The 23,690-nt window shown below is 62.7% G+C and carries 7 protein-coding genes (1 of these 7 only partly in view); 3 read left to right on the top strand and 4 right to left on the bottom strand.

Features of this window, described 5'->3' with window-relative positions; translation table 11 throughout:
* Positions 1-60: 60 nt before the first annotated feature.
* The 4 genes from AC3IUF_RS17560 to AC3IUF_RS17545 all read right to left on the bottom strand — a co-directional run bounded on the left by AC3IUF_RS17560 (position 61) and on the right by AC3IUF_RS17545 (position 3,524).
* On the bottom strand, positions 61-540 hold the full coding sequence (locus tag AC3IUF_RS17560; protein ID WP_007915979.1) for a copper chaperone PCu(A)C: 480 nt from the start codon (positions 538-540) through the stop codon (positions 61-63).
* Positions 540-1,145, bottom strand: a complete 606-nt coding sequence (locus AC3IUF_RS17555) for an SCO family protein (protein WP_007915980.1) — start codon at positions 1,143-1,145, stop codon at positions 540-542. The genes AC3IUF_RS17560 and AC3IUF_RS17555 overlap by 1 nt, the downstream gene beginning before the upstream one ends.
* 156 nt (positions 1,146-1,301) lie before the next feature.
* Positions 1,302-2,696, bottom strand: coding sequence for an efflux transporter outer membrane subunit (locus tag AC3IUF_RS17550; RefSeq protein ID WP_489278809.1), 1,395 nt, complete (start codon positions 2,694-2,696; stop codon positions 1,302-1,304).
* 33 nt (positions 2,697-2,729) lie between these two features.
* Complete coding sequence (locus AC3IUF_RS17545; RefSeq protein ID WP_095111863.1) at positions 2,730-3,524, bottom strand: helix-turn-helix transcriptional regulator; 795 nt, start codon at positions 3,522-3,524, stop codon at positions 2,730-2,732.
* Positions 3,525-3,998: 474 nt separating this feature from the next.
* Between AC3IUF_RS17545 and AC3IUF_RS17540 the strand changes: the two genes are divergently transcribed.
* The 3 genes from AC3IUF_RS17540 to AC3IUF_RS17530 all read left to right on the top strand — a co-directional run.
* The gene (locus AC3IUF_RS17540) at positions 3,999-10,409 is read left to right on the top strand and encodes an amino acid adenylation domain-containing protein (RefSeq protein WP_489278808.1); all 6,411 of its coding nucleotides are present in this window, start codon (positions 3,999-4,001) and stop codon (positions 10,407-10,409) included.
* 246 nt (positions 10,410-10,655) lie between these two features.
* Positions 10,656-23,672: an amino acid adenylation domain-containing protein gene (locus AC3IUF_RS17535; protein ID WP_489278806.1), complete on the top strand. Its 13,017-nt coding sequence runs from the start codon at positions 10,656-10,658 to the stop codon at positions 23,670-23,672.
* On the top strand, positions 23,669-23,690 hold the start of the coding sequence (locus AC3IUF_RS17530; protein WP_489278805.1) for a non-ribosomal peptide synthase/polyketide synthase. Its footprint extends 17,831 nt past the window's final position; only the first 22 of its 17,853 coding nucleotides appear in the window; the start codon lies at positions 23,669-23,671; the stop codon falls past the right edge of the window. The genes AC3IUF_RS17535 and AC3IUF_RS17530 overlap by 4 nt, the downstream gene beginning before the upstream one ends.

Raw genomic sequence — 23,690 nt, 5'->3', positions numbered from 1 at the left:
AAAAAAGGGGCGGCCTGATCATCGATCAGGCCGCCCCTTTTTTATTGCTGCTCAGTCAGATCAATGCATTTTGCTGTGATCGTGACCTTCCATGTTGGTCAGCGCGCGAACCGGCGCTTTAACCTCGAGGGTTTCTTTATCACCCTTGGCGTTTTCCACGATCAGGGTCAGCGGCACAGTTTCGCCTTCCTTCAACTGAGCGGTCAGGCCCATCAGCATCACGTGGTAGCCGTTCGGATCAAGCTTGACGGCTTTGCCGGCCGGCAGCTCGACAAACTTCACCGGGCCCATGCTCATGACGTCGTTCTTCATGGTCATTTCGTGGATCTGCACGTCTTTGGCCGCTGGCGTCGCGACGCTGAGCAACTTGCTGTCGCTGTCGGCGGTGAGGGTCATGAACGCGCCGCTGGCGGACTGGGTCGGCACGGTGGCACGGACCCAGGCATCGTCGACTTTGGTCGCTGCGGTCGCCTGGAATGCCAGACCCAGCAGAGAAAAACCGATGACAGCGCGTTTGAGGTGGTTCAGAACAGGTTGCATCAGCAAACCTCCATAACAGTAAGCAAATCTTCCGTACATTGTTCTGCCGAAAGCGACGTGGACAGACCCAGGCGCAAGCCGCCGTTGGAGTCGTAAACGTAACTGGTGGCAGTGTGCGAGATGGTATAGGTGTCGCCGGCCGGGACTTTCTCGTAGAACACGTCGAATTCCTTGGCCGTGGCCGCGGTTTCCTCAAGCGTGCCGTACAGCGCAACGAACGTCGGGTCGAAGGCTTTCATGTAGGCGTCGAGGATTTCCGGGGTGTCGCGCTCGGGATCGAGGGTGATGAAAATCACCTGCAAGCGATCGCCATCGGCGCCCATCAGCTTTTTGATTTTCGCCGCGCGGGCGAGGGTGGTCGGGCAGACTGCCGGGCACTGGGTGAAGCCGAAGAAGACCATCGGCATCATGCCGCGAAAGCTCGACAGCGTCATGGTTTCGCCATCGGTGTTCTTCAGTTTGAAGGTGCGCCCCATGATCTTGTTACTCAGATCCTTGCCGTACTTGTACGACAGTTGGCCACGGGTGTCGCAGCCGGCGAGCAGGCCTAGCCCGAGCACGCCCATTCCCGCAAGCACCTTGCGGCGAGTCAACAAAGCCGTCATCTAATACCGCCTTTTGCAGCCCGTCAGTCAGCAGGACTGGCGGGGGGTTAACCGTAAAAGCGGCGCATGATACCAAACTGAAGGCAGAGGCCGGCCACGGATCGCCGCATGGCGCAGGATCGAGCGACAAAAGGTGTAAGAAAAAGTGACCACAGCTTACTGCACGCGTGATTCAGCGGCGCTCCAGCCCCCGCCCAGCGCGGTGTAAAGGTTGACCTCGGCGACCAGTTGCGCGAGGCGATCGGTGATCAGGCCTTGCTGCGAACTGAACAGCGAACGCTGCGCATCGAGGAACGTCAGGCTGCTGTCGACGCCATTCTGATAGCGGTTCTGCGCCAGGTTGTAATACGTCTGCGTGGCTGCGACGAGATCCCGCTGCGCCTGCAATTGTTGCTGATAGGTGCTGCGCGCGGCGAGACCGTCGGCGACTTCCTGAAACGCGGTTTGAATCGACTTTTCGTATTCGGCCACCGCCACATCTTTCTGTAATTTCGAATAATCCAGGCTGGCGCGCAGGCTGCCGGCGTTGAAAATCGGCAGGTTGATCTGCGGCTGAAAGGTCCAGGCCCCGGAACCGGCGCCGAACAGTCCGGACAGATCGCGACTCGACGTGCCGGCATTCGCCGTCAGGCTGACACTGGGGAAAAACGCCGCCCGCGCCGCACCGATATTGGCGTTGGCCGCTTTCAGTTTGTACTCCGCCTGAAGGATGTCCGGCCGACGCTGCAGCAGATCCGAGGGCAACCCGGCGGGCAGTTGTTGCACCAGATCGCTGGCCAGCGGACGGGCGGGCAGGGTCACTGGCACCGGCGCGCCAACCAGCAAGGTCAGGCTGTTCAAGTCCTGGGCGACCTGGCGCTGGTAGCGCGCCAGATTGGCCCGAGAGCTGTCGACGCTGGTCTTCGCTTGCGCCTGTTCCAGCGCCGACGATTTGCCGGCCTCGCGATTACGGGTGGTCAGGTGCAGGCTCTGTTCATCGGCGGCGAGGGTGTCGCGGGTCAGCTCCAGCAACTCCTGATCGGCGCGCCAGGTCAGGTAGGCGTTGGCGACGTTGGCCACCAGACTCAGCTCGGCACTGCGCCGCGCTTCTTCAGTCGAGAGCCAGGTCTGCAAGGCCTCCTCGCTGAGGCTGCGCACGCGACCGAAGAAGTCCAGCTCGTAAGCGCTGATGCCGAGGTTGACCGAGTACGTCGAATTGATCAGCGCTTTGCCCTGGGTCACGCTCGGCGGCATCCGCTGGCGTAACTCGTTGGCGTTGGCCGACACCGCCGGGAGCAGGTCGGCGCGCTGAATGCGGTATTGCGCCTGGAACGCTTCGACGTTGAGTGCCGCCACGCGCAGGTCGCGGTTGTTGACCAGCGCGCTTTCGATCAACTGTTGCAGCGCCGGATCAGTGAACAGCGTGCGCCAGTCCTCGCTGCTCGTGGCTGGCTGCGTGGCTGCGGGATACTGCGCGGCAGTGGGTGAAGCGGGGCGCTGGTACTCGGGAATCAATGAACAACCGCCCATCAGCATCGCCATGGACAGCAGGGAAAGTCGCAACGTCAACATCGAACTGCCTCATGCATTAAAAGAGCGTTGTGCTCAGGCCCCGGCCATCCATTTCGCCAGACCATGGCGACCACTGACCCCGAGTTTGGCCGTGGCGCGTTTCAGATATGTCTCGATCGAGCTGTTTTTGACTCGCAGCTGTTCGGCCATTTGTGGCACGGTGCCGCCGGTCAACAGGCCCAGACAGACTTCTTTTTCGCGCACTGACAGGGCGATGTCGCTGATCGCCAGGCGTTCATCGAACACCTGCGCCAACGGTGCCTGATCCAGTTCGGCCAGGGGCTGGCGCGGTTGTCTGGCGAGGATTTGCCGGCTGATCTGCGCGTGGCGTTCGATCAGTGGCAGCAAGGTGTCGGACAGGCGCTTGAGAAACGACAGTTCCGGCAGGGAAAACACCCGTTGGGTATGCGGTCGGTAAAACGAGATCACGCAACGGCGATTGGACGTGCGCGAAACCAGATTGCATTGATGTGCGCTGTGTTGCGGATGGCGAGGCTGGAGCGAGGCTTTCAGTTGAATCAGCAGCGAGTCGTTCATCTCGATCATCTTCTGCAGCAGCGGATGATCGTCGGGGCTCTCCAGCGGATCGGGCGCGGCACAGGTCTGCGCCAAACCGGCGCTGCCCAACGGTTTGATGTCGACCACGCTGGCCTGACGCTCATCCAGCGTCCACTCACTGAGATCTACCCGGTTGACCGGCACCAGCGTGTCGACCAACTGGAACATGTTCGTGGCGAAGTGATCATCGCCGGTGCTGGCAATCAACTCACCCAGTTGCCAGTAGAAGTGCGGGTTTTCCATATTACGAATGCTGCCGGTCAGATTCATATCCTTCATCCCTGGTTCAGAGCCATCACTGAATCGTCTGCCGTCTCTGTAAAAGCCGCCCACGCAGTCATTTCTCCTTGAACATGATCTGGAGCGGGATTTAAGCCTATGGATTTGTCCTACGTCTGTAGGGGAAAACAGGGACACAAAGTGCCACTATTTCTGAATATTGGCGCCGGGGTTCTGACGCTGTTGAACGCCGGCGTAACGGCGAGAGTGACTGTTCAGTCACGCTCAAGCCCCGGAAACCGGGCGATGATGAATACTGATCGGCAGTGCTCGGGTAAATGGCGGCGCTGCTATGTGGTTTTTTTCCTACAAGCTTTTCAGTATTTCCTCTCCGAATTTTTAGACAGTGCCTGCGATAACCACGCCCATAGCGCGTACCAGGGTGGTGGTTGTCCGGGTTTCAGGTGTCATGTCGGTGGCGGGGCCGATGCTTGAATACCGGCAAAATTTCATGAGAAGGACCTTATGCAGCCTACTTCTGCCAACGTGGCGGACGATCTGTCCGTGCCTGTCGAGACATTCGCGCTGACTGCCGCTCAGCGGGATATCTGGCTGGACCAGCTAAGCCGCGGTGATTCGCCGCTGTATAACATTGGCGGTTACGTCGAACTGAGCGGGCCGCTGGATCCGGCATTGCTGCAATCGGCACTCGAATGCCTGGTTGCGGCGAACGACGCCTTGCGCATTGTGCTGCTGGCGGACGTCGGTCACGACGGGCTGCCGTTGCAAGGGTTTGCACAGACGTTGCCGGTGCCCATGCCGCTGTTTGATTTCAGCGGGCACCCCGATCCCCAGTCGGCAGCTCGGGCGCTGGTCGAAGAGCAAATGGCCCAGGCTTATGTGATGAGCGGGCAAGCGCTGTTCCGCTTCTGTCTCATTCGCCTCGATCAGCACCGCCACTGGCTGGCGGCGCAGGCCCACCATTTGATTATCGATGGTTGGGGTTTTGGTCTGCTGTTCAAATCGGTGGGCGACATTTACAGCGCGTTGTCCCGTGGCGAGCGTCCAGATGTGGCGGCACAGTCCTATGTCGCCTTTATCGAAGATGACGCGCGCTATCATCAGTCATCACGCTATGAACTCGATCAGCGCTACTGGCTGGACAAATACCGCAGCCTTCCCGAACCCTTGTTGATTCCCCGTCATCGCGAACCCCTTGACCCTGAAGCGGCGCCGAGTTGCATCCACGTCGAGGCTTTTCCGGCCCTGCTGCACGAGCGCATGAAAGACACCGCGCGACACCTCGGCGGTTCGGCCTTTCACGTATTGTTGGCGGCGCTGCACGTGTATTTCAGTCGTACCGCCCAGCGTGATGAGTGGGTTGTCGGCTTGCCGATTCTCAATCGCTCCGGTGCCCGTTTCAAAAGCACCTTGGGCTTGTTCACCCAGGTCAGTGCGATGCGCATGGGCTTTGGCCGTGAGCTGTCATTCGCTGACTTGATCAAGGCGATCGGCGATGGCCTCAAACAGGACTTCCGCCATCAACGCTATCCGCTGAGCGAGATGAACCGTGCGCTGGGTCTGTTACGCGAAGATCGCTCGCAACTGTTCGAGCTGTCGGTGTCCTACGAGCAGGACGACCATGACTACCGTTACGCTGAGGCGCCGGGGCACGTGGTCAAAGTCTCCAACCAGCACGAGGCGACACCGCTGGCCATTCACCTGCGCAGCAACCGTTACAACGACAAGGCCTGGTTGCATCTGGTGTATTCGCCGGCCTATTTCACGGCTGACGAGATCGCGGCGTTGACCGAGCGCTTGTTGCTGATACTGGAGCAAGGGGTGGAATGTCCGGAACTGGCAATCGCCGATTTCAACCTTAATAGCCCGGCAGAACTGGCCCGGCTCAATCAGTGGAACGACACTCGCGTCAGTTATCCGCAAGGGCAACTGATTCATCAGCGATTCGAATCGCGAGTGGCCGAACAACCGGACGCCGTGGTCGCGACGTATCAGGGACGAACCCTTGGTTATGCCGAGCTGAACCGGCAAGCCAATGCGTTGGCCCATCATCTGCTGGGCCTCGGTGTGCGGCCGGATGACCGGGTTGCAATCGTTGCCCGCCGCGGCCTGGAAACGCTGGTCGGGCTGCTGGCGGTTCTCAAGGCTGGCGCCGCTTATGTGCCGATTGATCCGGCGCATCCGCCCGAGCGCCTGAGTTACTTGCTCGGCGACAGCGCTCCGGTGGCGCTGCTGACGCAAAGTGATGTGCGTGATCGCTTGCCCGCCACAGCGCTGCCAGTGATCGAGCTTGATCGCCGAGAATGGTCGCTCGACAACGTGACCGATCCCGACGTGCCGGGGTTGAACACCAGCCACCTCGCCTATGTGATTTACACCTCCGGCTCAACCGGGTTGCCCAAAGGCGTGATGGTTGAACACCGCACCTTGGGCAATCTGCTCGACTGGCACTGCGCGGCATTCGCTCTCGGCCCTGGCCAGCACACGTCGAGCCTGGCCGGCTTCGGTTTTGACGCGATGGCGTGGGAGGTCTGGCCGGCGTTGTGTGCCGGGGCGACGTTGCATTTGTCACCCGCGAGCGAAGGCAACGAAGACATCGATGCGCTGCTGGCGTGGTGGCGGGCGCAGCCGCTGGATGTCAGCTTCCTGCCAACGCCGATTGCCGAATATGCCTTCAGCCAACAACTCGATCACCCGACCTTGCGCACCTTGCTGATCGGCGGTGATCGTCTGCGCCAGTTCAATCGTGCGCAGAGTTTTGCGGTGATCAACAACTACGGCCCGACCGAAGCCACGGTGGTCGCCACCTCAGGTTTGATCCTTCCGGGGCAGGCGTTGCACATCGGCAAACCGGTGAGCAATGCCACGGCTTACCTGCTCGATGATCAGCAGCGCCCGGTGCCGATTGGCATCATCGGCGAGCTGTATGTCGGCGGCGCCGGGGTTGCCCGGGGCTATCTGAATCGCCCGGAATTGACCGCAGAACGCTTCCTCGACGACCCGTTCAGTGCGCAGCCGGATGCGCGCATGTATCGCACCGGCGATCTCGCACGGTGGCGCACCGACGGCAATCTTGAGTACATCGGTCGTAATGATGACCAGGTGAAAGTTCGCGGCGTGCGTGTTGAACCGGGCGAAATCGAAGCGGCACTGGCCAGCCATGATGCGGTGCGGGAAGCCGTGGTGCTGGTGCGCGACGGTCAACTGCTGGCATGGTTCACCGAGCGCGAAGCGCTGGACATCCTGCAACTGCACGCTCACCTGACAGCGCGTTTGCCGGCCGCCCTGTTGCCCGCCGCTTACGTCCGTCTGGCGAGTCTGCCGCTGACGGCCAACGGCAAGCTCGATCGCCAGGCCTTGCCGGCGCCGGGGCCGGACGCGTTGATCCGTCGTCAATACGAGGCGCCACAAGGTGACGTCGAAATCGCTTTGGCGCAGATCTGGGCCGAGGTCTTGCAAGTCGAACGGGTCGGGCGTCACGACCACTTTTTCGAACTGGGCGGCCATTCGTTGTTGGCCGTCGGCCTGATCGAACGCATGCGTCAGATCGGCATGAGCAGCGATGTTCGCGTGCTGTTCAGCCAACCGACCCTGGCGGCGCTGGCAGCGGCGGAGGGCAGTGGCCGCGAAGTCGAAGTGCCGGCCAACCGCATTGCCGCCGATTGCACGCACATCACGCCGGACCTGTTGCCACTGGTGCAACTGGATCAGGTGATGATCGAGCGTATCGTTGCGACGGTGCCGGGTGGTGCCGCCAATGTGCAGGATATCTACCCCTTGGCGCCGTTGCAGGAAGGCATTCTCTATCACCACATCACTGCCGCGCAGGGTGATCCGTATCTGCTGCAATCGCTGCTGGCATTCGACAGCCTCGAGCGGGTCGAGGCCTTCGCCGTTGCGCTGCGTCAGGTCATGGCGCGGCACGACATCTTGCGCACGGCGGTGGTCTGGGAGGGGCTGACGTCACCGGTTCAGGTCGTTTGGCGCGAGGCCATTTTGCCGGTGCAGGAAGTCGAACTTGACCCTGCTGGCGGCGCAATCATCGATCAGTTGCACGAGCGCTTCGATGCGCGGCGTTATCGCCTCGACATCAGTCAGGCGCCGCTGCTGCGCCTGATGTATTCCCGAGACCCGGCGCATAACCGGGTGGTCGGCATCTTGTTGTTCCATCATTTGGCGATGGACCACATTGCGCTGGAGGCGATGCGCGAAGAAATTCACGCCAGCCTGTCCGGGCACGGCGAACCGCTGGCGGCACCGGTGCCGTACCGCAACTATGTGGCGCAGACGCGATTCGGCGTCAGCGAGCAGGAGCATGAAGCGTTCTTCCGGCAGATGCTCGGCGACATCGACGAGCCGACCTTGCCGTTCGCTTTGCAGAACGTACAGGGCGACGGCAGCAACATCGAAGAGGCCGAGCAAGCCTTGGCGAGCGATCTCTATCAGCGTTTGCAGCAGCAGGCACGCCTGGCCGGCGTGAGTGTCGCCAGCCTGATTCACCTCGCCTGGGCGCAGGTGCTGGCGGCGACATCCGGCCAGCAAAGCGTGGTGTTCGGCACAGTGTTGATGGGGCGCATGCAGGGCGGCGCGGGTGCCGACCGGGCGTTGGGGGTGTTCATCAACACCTTGCCGCTGCGCGTCGATGTCGGCGAGGGTGCGCGCGCAGCGGTGAAATCCACTCATGCGCGCCTGACCGCTTTGCTCGCCCATGAACACGCGTCCCTGGCGCTGGCCCAGCGGTGCAGTGGCGTTGCTGCGCCAGCGCCGCTGTTCAGCGCCTTGCTCAACTATCGGCACAGCGATGATGTCGAGCAAAAAACCTCCCGGCAAACCTGGCAGGGCATCGAGACGCTGGCCAACGAGGAGCGCACCAATTACCCGTTTACCCTGAGTGTCGATGACTTCGGCACAGGCTTGCGTCTGACCACCAGAACCTTGTCGAACATCGGCGCGCAGCGGATTGGCGCTTACGTGCAAGCGGCCCTGAATGGCTTGGTCGCGGCGCTGGAGACCGAGCCTCAGCGGCCGCTGAATAGCCTGCTGCTGTTACCGCAGGAAGAACTGCAACGGCTGCTGATCGAGTTCAACGATACGGTGGTCGACTGCCCGCTGGACCAGCCGCTTCACACACTGTTTGAACAACAGGTGCAGCGCAAACCGAATGCCGTCGCCGTGCAATTCGCCGAACAGCGCCTGACTTATCGCGAGCTGAACGAGCAGGCCAACCGCTTGGCTCATTATCTGCGCGGGCTGGGCGTGCAGCCGGATTCGCGGGTAGCGATTTGTGTCGAGCGCGGGCCTGAACTGGTGATCGGCCTGCTGGGCATACTCAAGGCGGGCGGTGCTTATGTGCCGCTCGATCCGGATTACCCGCTGCAACGGCTGAATTACATGTTGCAGGACAGCGCACCGGTCGCGCTGCTGGTGCACGCCGCGACGCGCGACCTGCTTGGCGAACCCGGCGTGCCGCTGATCGATCTCGACCTCGGCGCCTGGCAGAACCAGTCGCACGACAATCTGCAGGTGCCGGATCTCGGCGCGGCGAATCTGGCCTACATGATCTACACCTCCGGCTCCACCGGCACGCCGAAGGGTGTGATTATCGAGCACCGCAGCGCCTGCAACATGGTGCACTGGGGCTCGCAGTTGTCGCCGCCAACTGAGCACGGGGCGTTGCTGCAAAAGGCGCCGTACAGTTTCGACAGTTCGGTATGGGAAATCTTCTGGCCGCTCTGCTCGGGCATGCGCCTGGTGCTGGCGCGGGCCGATGGCAACCGCGATTCGGCTTATGTCACGCGAGTGATTCGCGAGCAGAACATTACCGTGGTCAAGTTCGTGCCGGCGTTGTTGCAGCAGTTCATCGAACAGGACGACGTCAGCCAGTGCACCAGCCTCACCGACGTGCTTAACGGTGGCGGCGAGTTGACCGTCACCCTGGCCCGGCAAGTCCGCGAGCGCCTGCCGTGGGTGCGCCTGCACAACGTCTATGGGCCGACCGAAACCACGGTCGACAGCAGCGGCTGGACCCTGGAGCCCGGCGAACCGGTGCCGCCGACGCTGGTGCCGATCGGCAAAGCCCTGAGCAATACGCGGCTCTATGTGCTCGACGCCTGCGATCAACCGGTGCCGCTTGGCGTGAGCGGGCATTTGCACATTGGCGGGGTGGGCGTGGCGCGGGGCTATTTGGGACTGCCGCAATTGCAGGCCGAGCGCTTTATCGACAGCCCGTTCGTGGCCGCTGATCGCTTGTATCGCACCGGCGATCTGGTGCGTTACGGCGCCGATGGCAACCTCGAATTCCTCGGTCGCAACGACTTTCAGGTCAAGCTGCGCGGGGTGCGCCTTGAGCTGGGCGAGATTGAAGCGCGCCTGCTGGAACACCCGGCCATTCGCGAGGCCGTGGTGCTGGTGCGCGATGAGCGACTGGTGGCGTATTACAGCGTGCGTACCGGGCTGACTGCACCGACGCTTGAGGCCTTGCGAGCGCATGTACTGGCGCAGTTGCCGGAATTCATGGTGCCCGGTGCCTACGTGATGTTGGCCGCATTGCCGTTGACGCCTAACGACAAAATCGACCGCAAGGCCTTGCCGGAACCGGGGGCCGAGGCGCTGCTCAGCCGTCCTTACGAGGCACCCGAAGGTGACGTGGAAACGGCCTTGGCGCAGATCTGGGCGCAGGTGCTCAAGGTCGAGCAGGTGGGGCGCCACGACAACTTCTTCGAGCTGGGCGGGCATTCGCTGTTGGCGGTCAGTCTGGTGGCGCGCATGCGTCTGGCCGGGCTGCATGTCGACGCGCGGACGCTGTTCAGCCAGCCGACGTTGGCCGCGCTGGCGGCACAGACCTCGCGGCAGGCCAAGCAGGTCGAAATCGCCCAGACCACCATCCCGAGCCTCAACCGCAAACGCCGCCTCTGACGGCGACCACAATCCCTGTAGGAGCTGCCGAAGGCTGCGATCTGTTGATCTTGTTTTTAAAAGCAAAATCAAAAGATCGCAGCCTTCGGCAGCTCCTACAGAGACGAACAGCGAGCAGGGCGGCTTGTCCCCGCTTCCCATGTCAGACACCCACGCCCCGATGTTTTAGTTTTTCCAGGCTGCGCGCCGCGTGCACGGACTCGCTGCTGCGCGCTCCTTTTTTCCGTATTTACAGCAGGTTACCTCATGCATTTCAGCGAACTGATGGCTGCCATTTCCACCCATGCGATCCGCCTTCAACAGGAAGATGAAGACCTGGTCATTCTGGGCAGCGACGACGCGCTGGATGACGCGTTGTGGGACAGCCTCGCGGCGCACAAGGCGCAATTGCTGGAATTGGTTGCCCAACACGGCGGCGACTGGCTGAGTCCTGCGTTTCGCATCACTCCGGACATGCTGCCGCTGGTGAATCTGCAGCAGGACACCCTTGACCGCATCGTCGCCACGGTGCCGGGTGGCGCGGCTAACGTACAGGACATTTATCCGTTGTCCGCGTTGCAGGAAGGCATGCTCTATCACCATCTCTCGGCTGCTGCCGGTGACCCTTACATCTCGCAAGCGCGCTTCGTGTTCGACAGCCAGCAACGGCTGGACGCTTTCGCCGACGCGCTGCGTTGGGTGGTCAAACGTCACGACATTCTGCGCACCTCGTTCGTTTGGGAATACCTCGACGAAGCGGTGCAAGTGGTCTGGCGCGAAGCGCCGCTGGTGTGTGAAGAAGTCAGTGTCGACAGCGGCGCCGATGTGCTGACGCAACTGCTCGAACGCCACGACCCGCAGCACTTCCGTCTCGACATGCAGCAAGCGCCGTTGCTGCGCATGGTCTATGCGCAGGATCCTGCTCAGGGTCGCGTCGTTGCGCTGTTGCTGTTTCATCACATGATCATGGATCACGTGGCGCTGGATGTACTGCGTCGGGAAATTCAGGCCTGCCTGCTCGGGCAGACCGCGCAAGTGGCCGCGCCGGTGCCGTATCGCGATCACTTGGCCAAGGCGCGCAGTGCCGGCAATGAACCGGCGCAGGAGGCGTTTTTCCGCGACATGCTCGCCGACATCGACGAGCCGACGCTGCCCTGCGGTCTGCAGGATGTGCAGGGCGACGGCCACGCCATCGAGGAAGCCGCGTTGATGCTCGACAGCCGCTTGAGCCGGCAGTTGCGCGAGCAGGCGCGGCAGTTGGGCGTGAGTGTCGCGAGCCTGACGCACCTGGCGCTGGCGCGCGTACTGGGGCAATTGTCGGGGCGCACGGCGGTGGTGTTCGGCACCGTATTGCTGGGGCGGATGGACGCGGGCGAGGGCGGTGAGCAGGCGTTGGGGATGTTCATCAACACCTTGCCGCTGCGCGTTGATGTCGGTGCACAAAGCGTGCGTGCCGGCGTGCGGGCGACCCATCAGCGCCTGACGGCGTTGCTGGCGCACGAGCAAGCTTCGCTGGCCCTGGCCCAACGCTGCAGCGCCGTCGCGGTGCCGACGCCGCTGTTCAGCGCGATTCTCAACTACCGGCACAGCAGCGTCGAAGAAGTCGCTGACGTGGTCGACATAGCCCCCGGTGTGCAGGTGCTCGGTGCGCGCGAGCGGACCAACTATCCGCTGACGATCAACATTGATGACCTCGGTGTGGACTTGCGCATCACCGCGCTGGCGGATGCAGCACTGGGCGCCGAGCGCATGGCGGCTTATTTGAACACCGCGCTGGAGAGTCTGGCGGCGGCCCTGCAATCCAGTGCCGATGTGGCGCTGCAAGAGCTGAAAATCCTCCCCGCCAGCGAACGCGAACACCTGCTACACGACAGCAATTTGCCGCTGTCGCAGTTCCCCGACACCCCGCTGATCCACCAGCAATTCGAAGCCCGGGCACAGGCCCGCCCGGACGCTACGGCGCTGATCTTCGAAGGGCAAACGCTCAGTTACGGCGAACTCAATCATCGCGCCAATCAGGTCGCCCACCATTTGCTGGCGCTGAACATTCGCCCTGACGACCGTGTCGCCATCTGCGTCGAGCGCGGCCCACAAATGATCATCGGTCTGCTTGGCGTGCTCAAGGCGGGCGCCGGTTATGTGCCGATCGATCCGGCCTATCCGCTGGACCGAATCAGCTTCACCTTACAGGACAGCGCACCGGTGGCGGTGCTGATGCAGGCGGCGACGCGCGATCGCGTGGCCGCTCTCGAGGTGCCGCAGATCGACCTCGACAGCGCTCACCTCAAGGCCGAACTCGACAGCAATCCGCAGATCCCCGAACTGACCCCGGCGCATCTGGCGTACGTGATCTACACCTCCGGCTCCACCGGTCTGCCCAAAGGCGTGATGGTCGAGCACCGCAACGTGGCGCGGCTGTTTTCTGCCACCGATGGCTGGTTCCAGTTCAACCAGCAAGACATCGGCGTGCTGTTCCATTCCTTCGCCTTCGACTTTTCGGTGTGGGAAATCTGGGCCGCGCTGGCATTCGGCGGGCAATTGCTGTTGATCCCGCAAGCCGTCAGCCGCTCGCCGGACGACTGCTATGCATTGCTCTGCGAAACCGGCGTGACCGTGTTCAACCAGACGCCGAGCGCATTCCGCCAACTGATCGCCGCGCAGGGCCGCAGCCAGCTTCAACACTCGTTGCGGGAAGTGATTTTCGGCGGCGAAGCGCTGGAGCCGGGCTTGCTCAAGCCGTGGTATGCGCGGGTCGGCAATGCCGGCACGCGGCTGGTGAACATGTACGGCATCACCGAAACCACGGTGCACGTGACCTATCGGCCGTTGCAGGCTGCCGACGCGCAGTTGCTCGGCGTCAGTCCGATTGGCGTGCGCATTCCCGACTTGCAACTGTATGTTCTCGATGCGCAGCGCGAACCGGTTCCGGTCGGCGTGATTGGCGAGTTGTACGTCGGTGGCGCGGGTGTGGCGCGCGGTTATCTGAATCGCGAAGCACTGACCGCCGAGCGTTTTATCAATGATCCGTTCAGCGAAAACGCCCAGGCGCGGTTGTATAAAACCGGTGACCTCGCGCGCTGGGCCGCCGATGGCAGCCTCGAATACCTGGGGCGCAATGACGATCAGGTGAAGATTCGCGGTTTCCGCATCGAACTGGGCGAAATCGAAGCACGCCTGTGCGCTTGCGAAGGCGTGCGCGAAGCCGTGGTCATCGCCCGTGAGGAAAGCCCCGGTGATCAGCGTCTGGTTGCCTACTGGCTGGCCGACGAAGGCGCCGCGCCGGATGTGGCGCAATTGCGCGATCAACTGCTGGTTTCGCTGGCTGAGTACATGGTGCCGAGCGCCTTCGTGCGTCTCGAGAATTTCCCGTTGACCGCCAATGGCAAGCTCGACCGCAAAGCCTTGCCGGCACCGGACAGCGAAGCGTTTGCCCGACGGGGTTTCCAAGCGCCGGTCGGTGCCGTGGAAAATCTGATTGCCGAACTCTGGCAGACGTTACTCGGCGTCGAACAGGTCGGTCGTCATGACAATTTCTTCGAACTCGGCGGCCATTCGCTGCTGGCGGTGAAGCTGATCGAACGCATGCGCCAACAGGATCTGCATTGCGACGTACGCGTGTTGTTCGGTCAACCGAGCGTAGCAGCGCTGGCGGCGACCTTGAGCAGCGAACGCGGCATCCTCGTTCCCGTCAACCAGATCGAACCGGGTTGCACGCGCATTACTCCGGCGATGCTGCCGCTAGCCAATCTCGATCAGGCCGCGATCGATCGTGTCGTTGCAACTGTGCCGGGCGGCATCGCCAATGTGCAGGACATCTATGGGTTGGCGCCGTTGCAGGCGGGGATTCTCTATCACCATCTGGCGACCAGCGCCGGCGATCCGTATGTGTTGCAGGCGCAATTTGCCTTCGACGGTCTGGCGCAGATCAAAACCTTCGTTCGCGCCTTGAACGGCGTGATCAAACGCCATGACATTCTGCGTACCGGCATTGTCTGGGAAGGGCTGGAAGAGGCGGTACAAGTGGTCTGGCGTGAGGCACCACTGGCGCTGGAACGCGTTGATGCCGATGAACTCGACGGCGACGTGCTGGAGCAGATGCAGGCGCGTTTCGATCCACGCCACTATCGTCTGGACCTCAATCGCGCGCCGCTGATGCGCTTTGTCTACACCGAAGATCAGCCGCACAACCGTTGGATCGGCATCCTCCTGATGCACCATATCGTCCTCGACCACACCGCACTGGAAGTGCTGGTCGCGGAAATGAGCGATGTGATGCTCGGCCATAGCGTCGATCTGCCGCCGCCGGTGCAGTACCGCCACTTTGTCGCGCAGGCGCGGCTCGGCGCCGATGATCGGGTCCACGAAGCTTTCTTCCGCGAGATGCTCGCCGACATTGACGAGCCGACCGTGGCCTTCGGTTTGCAGGACGTGCACGGCGACGGCAGCGCGATCCTCGACAGTCATGCCGAGCTGGACGCCGGCCTCGGCCAACGTCTGCGCGAGCAGGCGCGGCGGCTGGGTGTCAGCGTTGCCAGCCTGGTGCATCAGGCCTGGGCTCAGGTATTGGCGCAGGTTTCCGGCCAGCAAGACGTGGTGTTCGGCACCGTATTACTGGGGCGCATGCAGGGCGGAGAAGGTGCAGATCGGGCGCTGGGCATGTTCATCAACACCTTGCCGTTACGCGTCAGCGTCGCTGCTGATGCGGTAGAACACGGCGTGCGTGCCACGCATGCGCGTCTGGCGCAGTTGCTCGGCCATGAGCAGGCGTCATTGGCGCTAGCCCAGCGTTGCAGCGGTGTCGGCGGTGCGCAGACGCTGTTCAGCACCTTGCTCAACTACCGCCACAGTGCGCCCGAGTCGGCCGCCGTAGCGTGGGATGGCGTGCAGATTCTCAGCTCGCGCGAGCGCAGCAATTATCCGCTGGTGGTCAGTGTCGACGACCTCGGCGAGGGGTTTCGCTTGAACGTGCAAGCCGTGCCGCAGGTGGACGGTGCGCGAGTCTGCGATTTCTTGCAAACCGCGTTGCACAGTCTGGTGACGGCGCTGGAGTACACGCCGCAGGCGCCGTTGCAGCAGCTGTCGATCGTGTCGCCGGGCGAGCGGCAACGGGTGCTGGTCGGCTTCAACATCAGCGGTCGTGAATACCCGCCCGCACAAACAGTGCCGCGTCTGTTCGAAGCACAAGTGGCGGCGCATCCCGAGGCGCTGGCGGTGGTGCAGGGCGAGCAACAGCTCAGCTACCGCGAACTGAATCAGCGCGCCAATCGCCTCGCCCATCACTTGATTGGCCTCGGCGTGCAAGTCGATGACCGTGTCGCGCTGTGCCTGCGTCGTGGCCCGGACATGCTCGTCGCACTGCTGGCGATTCTCAAGGCCGGCGCCGGTTACGTGCCGATCGATGCGGATTATCCGGCAGAGCGCATCGCTTACTTGTTGCAGGACAGCGACCCGATCGCGGTGCTGGCGCAGGCCTCAACGCGCGACCTGCTCGGCAGGGTGCCGGTGATTGATCTGGACGCCAGCGACTGGCAGAACTTGCCTGACCACAATCCGCTGCGGCCAAATCTGACCCCGGAAAATCTGGCCTACGTGATCTATACGTCGGGCTCTACCGGGCAGCCGAAAGGCGTGATGGTCGAGCACCGCACTCTGGAAAACCTCGTGCACTGGCACGCCGAAGCCTTCGATCTGCACGCCGGCAGCCACACCGCCAGCGTCGCCGGTTGCGGTTTCGATGCCATGGCCTGGGAAGTCTGGCCGGCGTTGTGCGTCGGCGCGACTTTGCACCTGCCACCGCCTTCAATCGGCAACGAACACCTCGATGAATTGCTCGAGTGGTGGCGTGCTCAGCCGTTGCAAGTGAGTTTTCTGCCGACCCCGGTCGCCGAATACGCATTCAGTCGCGAGCTGGGCCATCCGACCTTGCGCACGCTGCTGATCGGTGGCGACAAGTTGCGCCAGTTCCCATGTGAGCAGACGTTCGCTGTGATCAATAACTACGGCCCGACCGAAGCCACGGTGGTCGCGACTTCCGGGCGCATCGAACCCGGACGGGTTCTGCACATTGGCCGGCCGATTGCCAATGCCAAGATCTATCTGCTGGACCGTCAGCAACAGCCCGTGCTGACCGGTGTGCAGGGCGAGTTGTATGTCGGTGGCGCCGGGGTAGCGCGCGGTTATCTGAATCGCCCGGAACTGACGGCTGCACAGTTTCTCGACGACCCGTTCAGCGACGAGCCGCACGCGCGGATGTACCGCACCGGTGACCTTGCGCGCTGGCTGGACGACGGCAATATCGAATACCTGGGACGCAACGACGATCAGGTGAAACTGCGCGGTGTGCGTATAGAACTCGGAGAAATCGAAGCGGCGCTGAGTGCTCACGAGGCGGTTCGCGAATGCGTGGTACTGGTGCGTGACGGGCGTCTGGTCGCCTGGTTCACCGAAATCAAATCGGTCGAAATCGGCGACTTGCACCAGCATCTGCAAGCCCGACTGCCGGACACGTTGGTGCCGGCTGCATACGTACGCCTGGCCAGCCTGCCGCTGACCGCCCACGGCAAACTTGACCGTAAGGCTTTGCCCGAGCCGGATCAGGACGCGTGGCTCAGTCGTGAATACGAAGCACCGCAAGGCCCGGTCGAAACGGCGTTGGCGCAGATCTGGGCCGACGTTCTGAACATCGAACAGATCGGCCGTCACGACAACTTCTTCCAACTCGGCGGCCATTCGCTGTTGGCGGTGAGCCTGATCGAACGCATGCGTCAGGCCGGTCTGAGCGCCGATGTGCGCGTGCTGTTCAACCAGCCGAACCTGGCCGCGCTGGCGCGGGCCTTGGGCAGTGGCCGGGAAATCGCGGTGCCGGCCAATCTGATTGCGGCCGATTGCACGCACATCACTCCCGACATGCTGACCCTGACCACACTCGATCAGGCCAGCATCGAGCGCATCGTCGCCACGGTGCCGGGCGGCGCAGCCAACGTGCAGGATATCTATCCGCTGGCACCGTTGCAGGAAGGCATTCTTTATCACCATCTGAGCGCCGAACAGGGCGATCCGTACCTGCTGCAATCGCGTCTGGCTTTCGACAGTCTCGAACGTTTACAGACCTTCGCCGCACACTTGCAGCAGGTCATCGCGCGCCACGACATTCTGCGCACCAGCGTGATCTGGGAAGGCTTGCCGAGCCCGCAGCAAGTGGTCTGGCGCGAGGCGCAGATGGTTGTGCAGCAGGTGCCGCTGGATGCGCAGGACGGCGATATTCTCGAACAGTTGCACGCGCGCTTCGATGCGCGGCATTACTGCCTCGATCTGACCCTCGCGCCGCTGATCCGCATGGTCTACGCCGAGGATCCGGCGCAACAGCAAGTCGTCGCCATCGTGCTGTTCCATCACTCGATTCTCGACCACACCGCCATGGACGTGATCGGTCGGGAAATGCACGCGTTGATGTTCGATCAACTCGACACGCTGACGCCACCGATGCCTTACCGCAATTACGTGGCGCAGGCCCGCCTGGGCGCCGATGAGCAGGCGCACGAAGCGTTCTTCCGCGAGATGCTCGGCGATATCGACGAGCCGACCTTGCCGTTCGGGCTGCAGGATGTGCAGGGCGACGGGCGCGGCATCGAAGAAGCGCTGCACCCGGTGGATGCCGCGCTCAATCTGCGTTTGCGGGAACAGGCCAGGCAGTTGGGCGTCAGCCCGGCGAGCCTGATGCACATGGCCTGGGCGCAGGTGCTGGGCGTGGTCTCCGGCCGCCGTGACGTGGTCTTCGGCACGGTGTTGATGGGGCGGATGCAGGGCGGCGAGGGTGCCGACCGCACGCTCGGGGTATTCATCAACACCTTGCCGCTGCGCGTCGATCTCGCTGAAGGCGTGCGCGCCGGGGTGAAAACCACCCATGCGCGGCTGACGGCGCTGCTCGGCCATGAACACGCGTCACTGGCGCTGGCCCAGCGTTGCACTGCGATGAGCGGTTCCGCACCGTTGTTCAGCGCCTTGCTCAACTATCGACACAGTGCCGCCGAGCAGCAGCCGCACGACGGCCAGGGCATCTGGCAGGGCGTGCGCATGCTTGGCGGTGAGGAGCGCAGCAATTATCCGTTGACCTTGTCGGTGGATGATCTGGGCGAAGGTTTTGCCTTGGATGTGCTGGCGGTTGCAGAGATCGGTGCGCAACGGATTTGCAGTTACATGCACACCGCACTCGAACATCTGGTGACGGCGCTGGAAGAGGCACCGCAACGCCCGCTCAACCGTTTGCCGGTGCTTTCGGTGGCGGAATACGAACACTTGCTGGTCGGCTTCAACCAACATTCAGCGGCCTATCCGCGTGGCGCGACGATTCAACGCTTGGTCGAGGTTCAGGCTGAGCAGCAGCCGAATGCACTGGCCGTGGTGCAGGGCGCGCAGCACCTGACCTACGCGCAGCTCAATCAGCGCGCCAATCGCCTGGCCCATCACTTGCTCGGGCTCGGCGTGCAGCCCGATGACCGCATTGCCGTGTGTCTGCGCCGTGGCCCGGACATGCTCGTCGCGTTGCTGGCGATCCTCAAGGCCGGCGCCGGTTATGTGCCGGTCGATCCAGCGTATCCGGCGGAACGCATCGCCTATCTGTTGCAGGACAGCGCGCCGATGGCGGTGCTGGCGCAGGCTGCGACGGTTGATTTGCTCGGCGCCGTGCCGCTGCTTGATCTGGACAATCCCACCTGGCAACAGTTGTCCGAGAGCAATCCGCAACTGTCCGCGTTGACTCCGGCGCATCTTGCCTACGTGATCTACACCTCAGGCTCCACCGGCCAACCGAAGGGCGTGATGGTCGAACACGCGACGCTGGAGAACCTGGTGCACTGGCACTGCGAGGCCTTTGACCTGCGCGCCGGCAGCCACACGTCGAGTGTCGCCGGTTTCGGCTTCGACGCCATGGCATGGGAGGTCTGGCCGGCGTTGTGCGTGGGCGCGACCCTGCACCTGCCGCCGGAGTCGGTGAGCAACGAGCACCTCGATGAGTTGCTGGAATGGTGGTGCGCGCAGCCGTTACAGGTGAGTTTCCTGCCGACGCCGGTTGCCGAATATGCGTTCAGTCGCGACCTCGGCCACCCGACCTTGCGCACGCTGTTGATCGGTGGTGACAAGCTGCGCCAGTTCCCCCGCGAGCAGACTTTCGCGGTGATCAATAACTACGGCCCGACTGAAGCCACGGTGGTTGCCACCTCCGGCGCGGTCGAGGCCGGGCAGATGCTGCACATCGGTCAGCCGATGGCCAACGCGAAGATTTATTTGCTCGACGACCAGCAGCGCCCCGTACCGGTCGGTGTTGCAGGCGAGTTGTATGTCGGCGGTGCCGGTGTGGCGCGTGGTTATCTGCATCGGCCCGAGCTGACTGTCGAACGCTTCCTCGACGACCCGTTCAGCGACGAACCGCAGGCGCGCATGTACCGCACTGGTGACCTTGCACGCTGGCTGGCTGACGGCAGCGTCGAATACCTGGGGCGCAACGATGATCAGATCAAACTGCGCGGCGTGCGCATCGAGCTGGGCGAAATCGAAGCGGCGTTGAGCGCTCACGCGGCAGTGCAGGATTGCGTGGTGCTGGTGCGCGACGGCCAGTTGCTGGCCTGGTTTACCGAACGCCTGAGCGTCGACATCGAGGATTTGCGCAGTCATCTGCAAGCGCAGTTGCCGCAAGCTCTGGTGCCTGCCGCTTACGTGCGCCTGCAAGCACTGCCGCTGACCGCCAATGGCAAACTCGACCGCAAGGCGTTGCCGGAGCCTGATCAGACGGCGTGGCTGAGCCGCGAGTATGCCGCGCCACAAGGTTCGGTGGAAATCGTGCTGGCACAGATCTGGTCCGAAGTCCTCAATGTCGAGCAGGTCGGCCGTCACGACAACTTCTTCGAAATGGGCGGGCATTCCCTGCTGGCGGTGACGCTGATCGAACGCATGCGTCAGGTCGATCTGAGCACCGACGTGCGCGTGCTGTTCAGCCAACCGACTCTGGCCGCGCTGGCGGCGGCGGTGGGCAGCGGCCGCGAGGTTGCAGTGCCGGACAATCTGATTCCCGCCGATTGCACACAGATCACCCCTGACATGCTGCCGCTGGTGCAACTGGATCAGGCCAGTATCGAACGCATCGTCGCCACGGTGCCGGGTGGCGCTGCCAACGTGCAGGACATTTATCCGCTGGCGCCGTTGCAGGAAGGGATTCTTTATCACCACCTCAGCGCCGTGAAAGGCGATCCGTACCTGCTGCAATCGTGTCTGGCGTTCGACAGCGTCGAGCGTGTTCAAGCGTTCGCGGCGGCGCTGCGCCAGGTCATGACCCGCCACGACATCCTGCGCACTGCGATTGTCTGGCAAGGCCTGCCGGCGCCGGTGCAAGTGGTCTGGCGGCATGCGGAGCTACCGGTCCAAGCCGTGGCGCTGGAGCCTGCGCAGGGCGAAGCCATCGATCAACTGCGGGCACGCTTCGATGCGCGGCACTGGCGTCTGGACTTGGGTCAGGCACCGCTGTTGCGTCTGGTGTATGCCCTCGATCCGGAACATCAGCGCGTCGTCGCTATGCTGTTGTTCCACCACATCGCCATGGACCACACCGCGCTGGCGGTGGTCAGCGCGGAAATGCAGGCGATTTTGCAGGGCGATGAGCAACTGCCGGTGGCCGCTGTGCCGTACCGCAATTATGTTGCGCAGACTCGTCTGGGTGTCAGCGAACAAGAGCACGAAGTGTTTTTCCGCGAAATGCTCGGCGACATCGACGAACCGACTCTGCCGTTCGGCCTGCACGATGTGCATGGCGACGGTAATGACATCGAGGAGGTCTGCCAGCCGCTGCCCGCCGTGGTGGCGCAGCGACTGCGCAGTCAGGCGCGGTTGCTCGGTGTCAGTGTCGCCAGTCTTTTTCATCTCGCCTGGGCGCGGGTGCTGGCGGCAACGTCCGGTCAGGAACGCGTGGTCTTTGGCACCGTGCTGCTTGGCCGGATGCAGGGCGGGGCGGGCGCGGATCGCGGGTTGGGCATGTTCATCAACACCTTGCCATTGCGTGTGGATGTTGACGAAAGCAACGTGCGCGCCGGGGTCAAGGCCACGCATGCGCGGCTCAGTGCGCTGTTGGCGCACGAACATGCTTCGCTGGCGCTGGCCCAGCGTTGCAGCGGTGTCGCGGCGCCGTCGCCGCTGTTCAGTGCAATGCTCAACTACCGGCATAGCGACAGTGAGGCCCGTCAGAACGCCAAGCGTGAATCCTTGCAGGGCATCGAATCCCTGGCCGGCGAGGAGCGCACCAATTACCCGTTGACCCTCAACGTCGACGATCTCGGCAGTGGCTTCCAACTGACGGTGATGACCCCGTCGCGCATCGGCGCAGCACGCATCGGCCAGTTCATGCAGAACGCGCTGGTTGCGCTGGCCGAGGCGTTGGAGCAGACACCACAGCAACCGTTGAATCGTTTGACGGTGTTGCCGGACGAGGAGCGACAGGCGTTGTTGTTCGGCCTCAACGCCACCGACGTCGATTACGATTTGCAGCAGACGCTGCACGGCTCGTTCGAGGCGCAGGTGCGACGTACGCCAGAGGCTGTGGCCGTCGTCGCCGGCGATCAGGCATTGAGCTACACGCAGCTGAACGAGCGCGCCAACCGCCTGGCCCGGTACTTGATCAGCCTCGGCGTGCAAGTGGATTCACGGGTGGCGATCTGCGTCGAACGCAGCCTGGAAATGGTCATCGGTCTGCTGGCGATCAACAAGGCCGGTGCCGCGTATGTGCCGCTGGACCCGGCCTATCCGCCGGAGCGCCTGACCTACATGCTCGAGGACAGCGCGCCAGCCGTGGTGCTGGTGCACGGCGCGACCCGTGCGTTGCTGGGTGAGATCTCGGCAGCGATGGTCGATCTCGACCAGATCACTTGGCAATCGCTGTCTGCCGACAATCCGCAAATCCCGGCGCTGACACCTCAACACAGCGCGTACGTGATCTACACCTCCGGTTCGACCGGCCAACCGAAAGGCGTGGTCAACGAACACGCCGGTGTGGTCAACCGCTTGCTATGGATGCAGGACGCCTATCAGCTGACGGCGGCCGATTCGGTGCTGCAGAAAACTCCGTTCAGCTTCGATGTGTCGGTGTGGGAGTTCTTCTGGCCGCTGATGACCGGTGCGCGACTGGTCATGGCGCAGCCCGGCGGGCACAAAGATCCGCAGTATCTGAGCGAAGTGATCGAGCGCGAGCACATCACTACGCTGCACTTTGTGCCATCGATGCTCGATGTGTTTCTCGCCAACAGCGATACCACACGCTGCGACAGCGTGCGCCAGGTGATGTGCAGCGGTGAGGCGTTGCCGGGCAGTCTGGTGCGGCGCTTCAAGCTGCAACTGCCGGGCAGCGGTTTGCACAACCTGTACGGCCCGACCGAAGCGGCCGTCGACGTCACCGCGTGGGATTGCACCGGTTCCATCGAGCAGACTCCGGACAACACGCCAATCGGCAAACCGATTGCCAACACCCGCATGTACATCCTCGATGCGCAACAACAGCCGGTGCCGCAAGGCGTAGTCGGCGAGCTGTACATCGCTGGTGTGCAGGTGGCGCGCGGGTATCTGAACCGGCCTGAGCTGAGTGCCGAGCGCTTCCTCGACGATCCGTTCCAGCCTGGTGGGCGCATGTACCGCACCGGCGACGTCGCGCGGTATCGGCCGGACGGCAATATCGAGTACCTGGGGCGTAACGATGATCAGGTGAAGATCCGCGGTCTGCGTATTGAACTGGGCGAAATTCAGGCACGCCTGACCCAGGTCGACGGTGTGCAGGAGGCCGTGGTGCTGGCCCGCGAAGACGTGCCGGGCGACAAGCGTCTGGTCGCGTATTACACCGGCGAGCGCTTGGACATCGACCTGCTGCGCAGTCATTTGCTCGAGCACTTGCCGGACTACATGGTGCCCGCCGTGTTCGTGCATCTCGCCGCTTTGCCGCTAAGTCCCAACGGCAAACTCGACCGCAAAGCACTGCCGGCGCCGGATCAGCAATCGCTGAAAACCCGCGAATACGAAGCCCCGGTCGGCGAAGTGGAAATCACCCTCGCACGGCTCTGGGCCGAGCTGCTCAACGTCGAACGGGTAGGGCGCCACGATCACTTCTTTGAATTGGGTGGTCACTCATTACTGGCGGTCAGCCTGATCGGCCGGTTACGTCAGGAAGGCATGGAAGCCGATGTCAGGGGGTTGTTCGAACAACCGACCCTGGCCGGCTACGCCGCAATTACGGAAAGAATGGAGATCGTCCTGTGAATGTGCTCGAACTGTTGG

This window comes from Pseudomonas sp. KH_040 (assembly GCF_057839305.1).
Note: the sequence above shows the minus strand (reverse complement) of the source record. Positions and strands in the feature narration are given on the sequence as shown.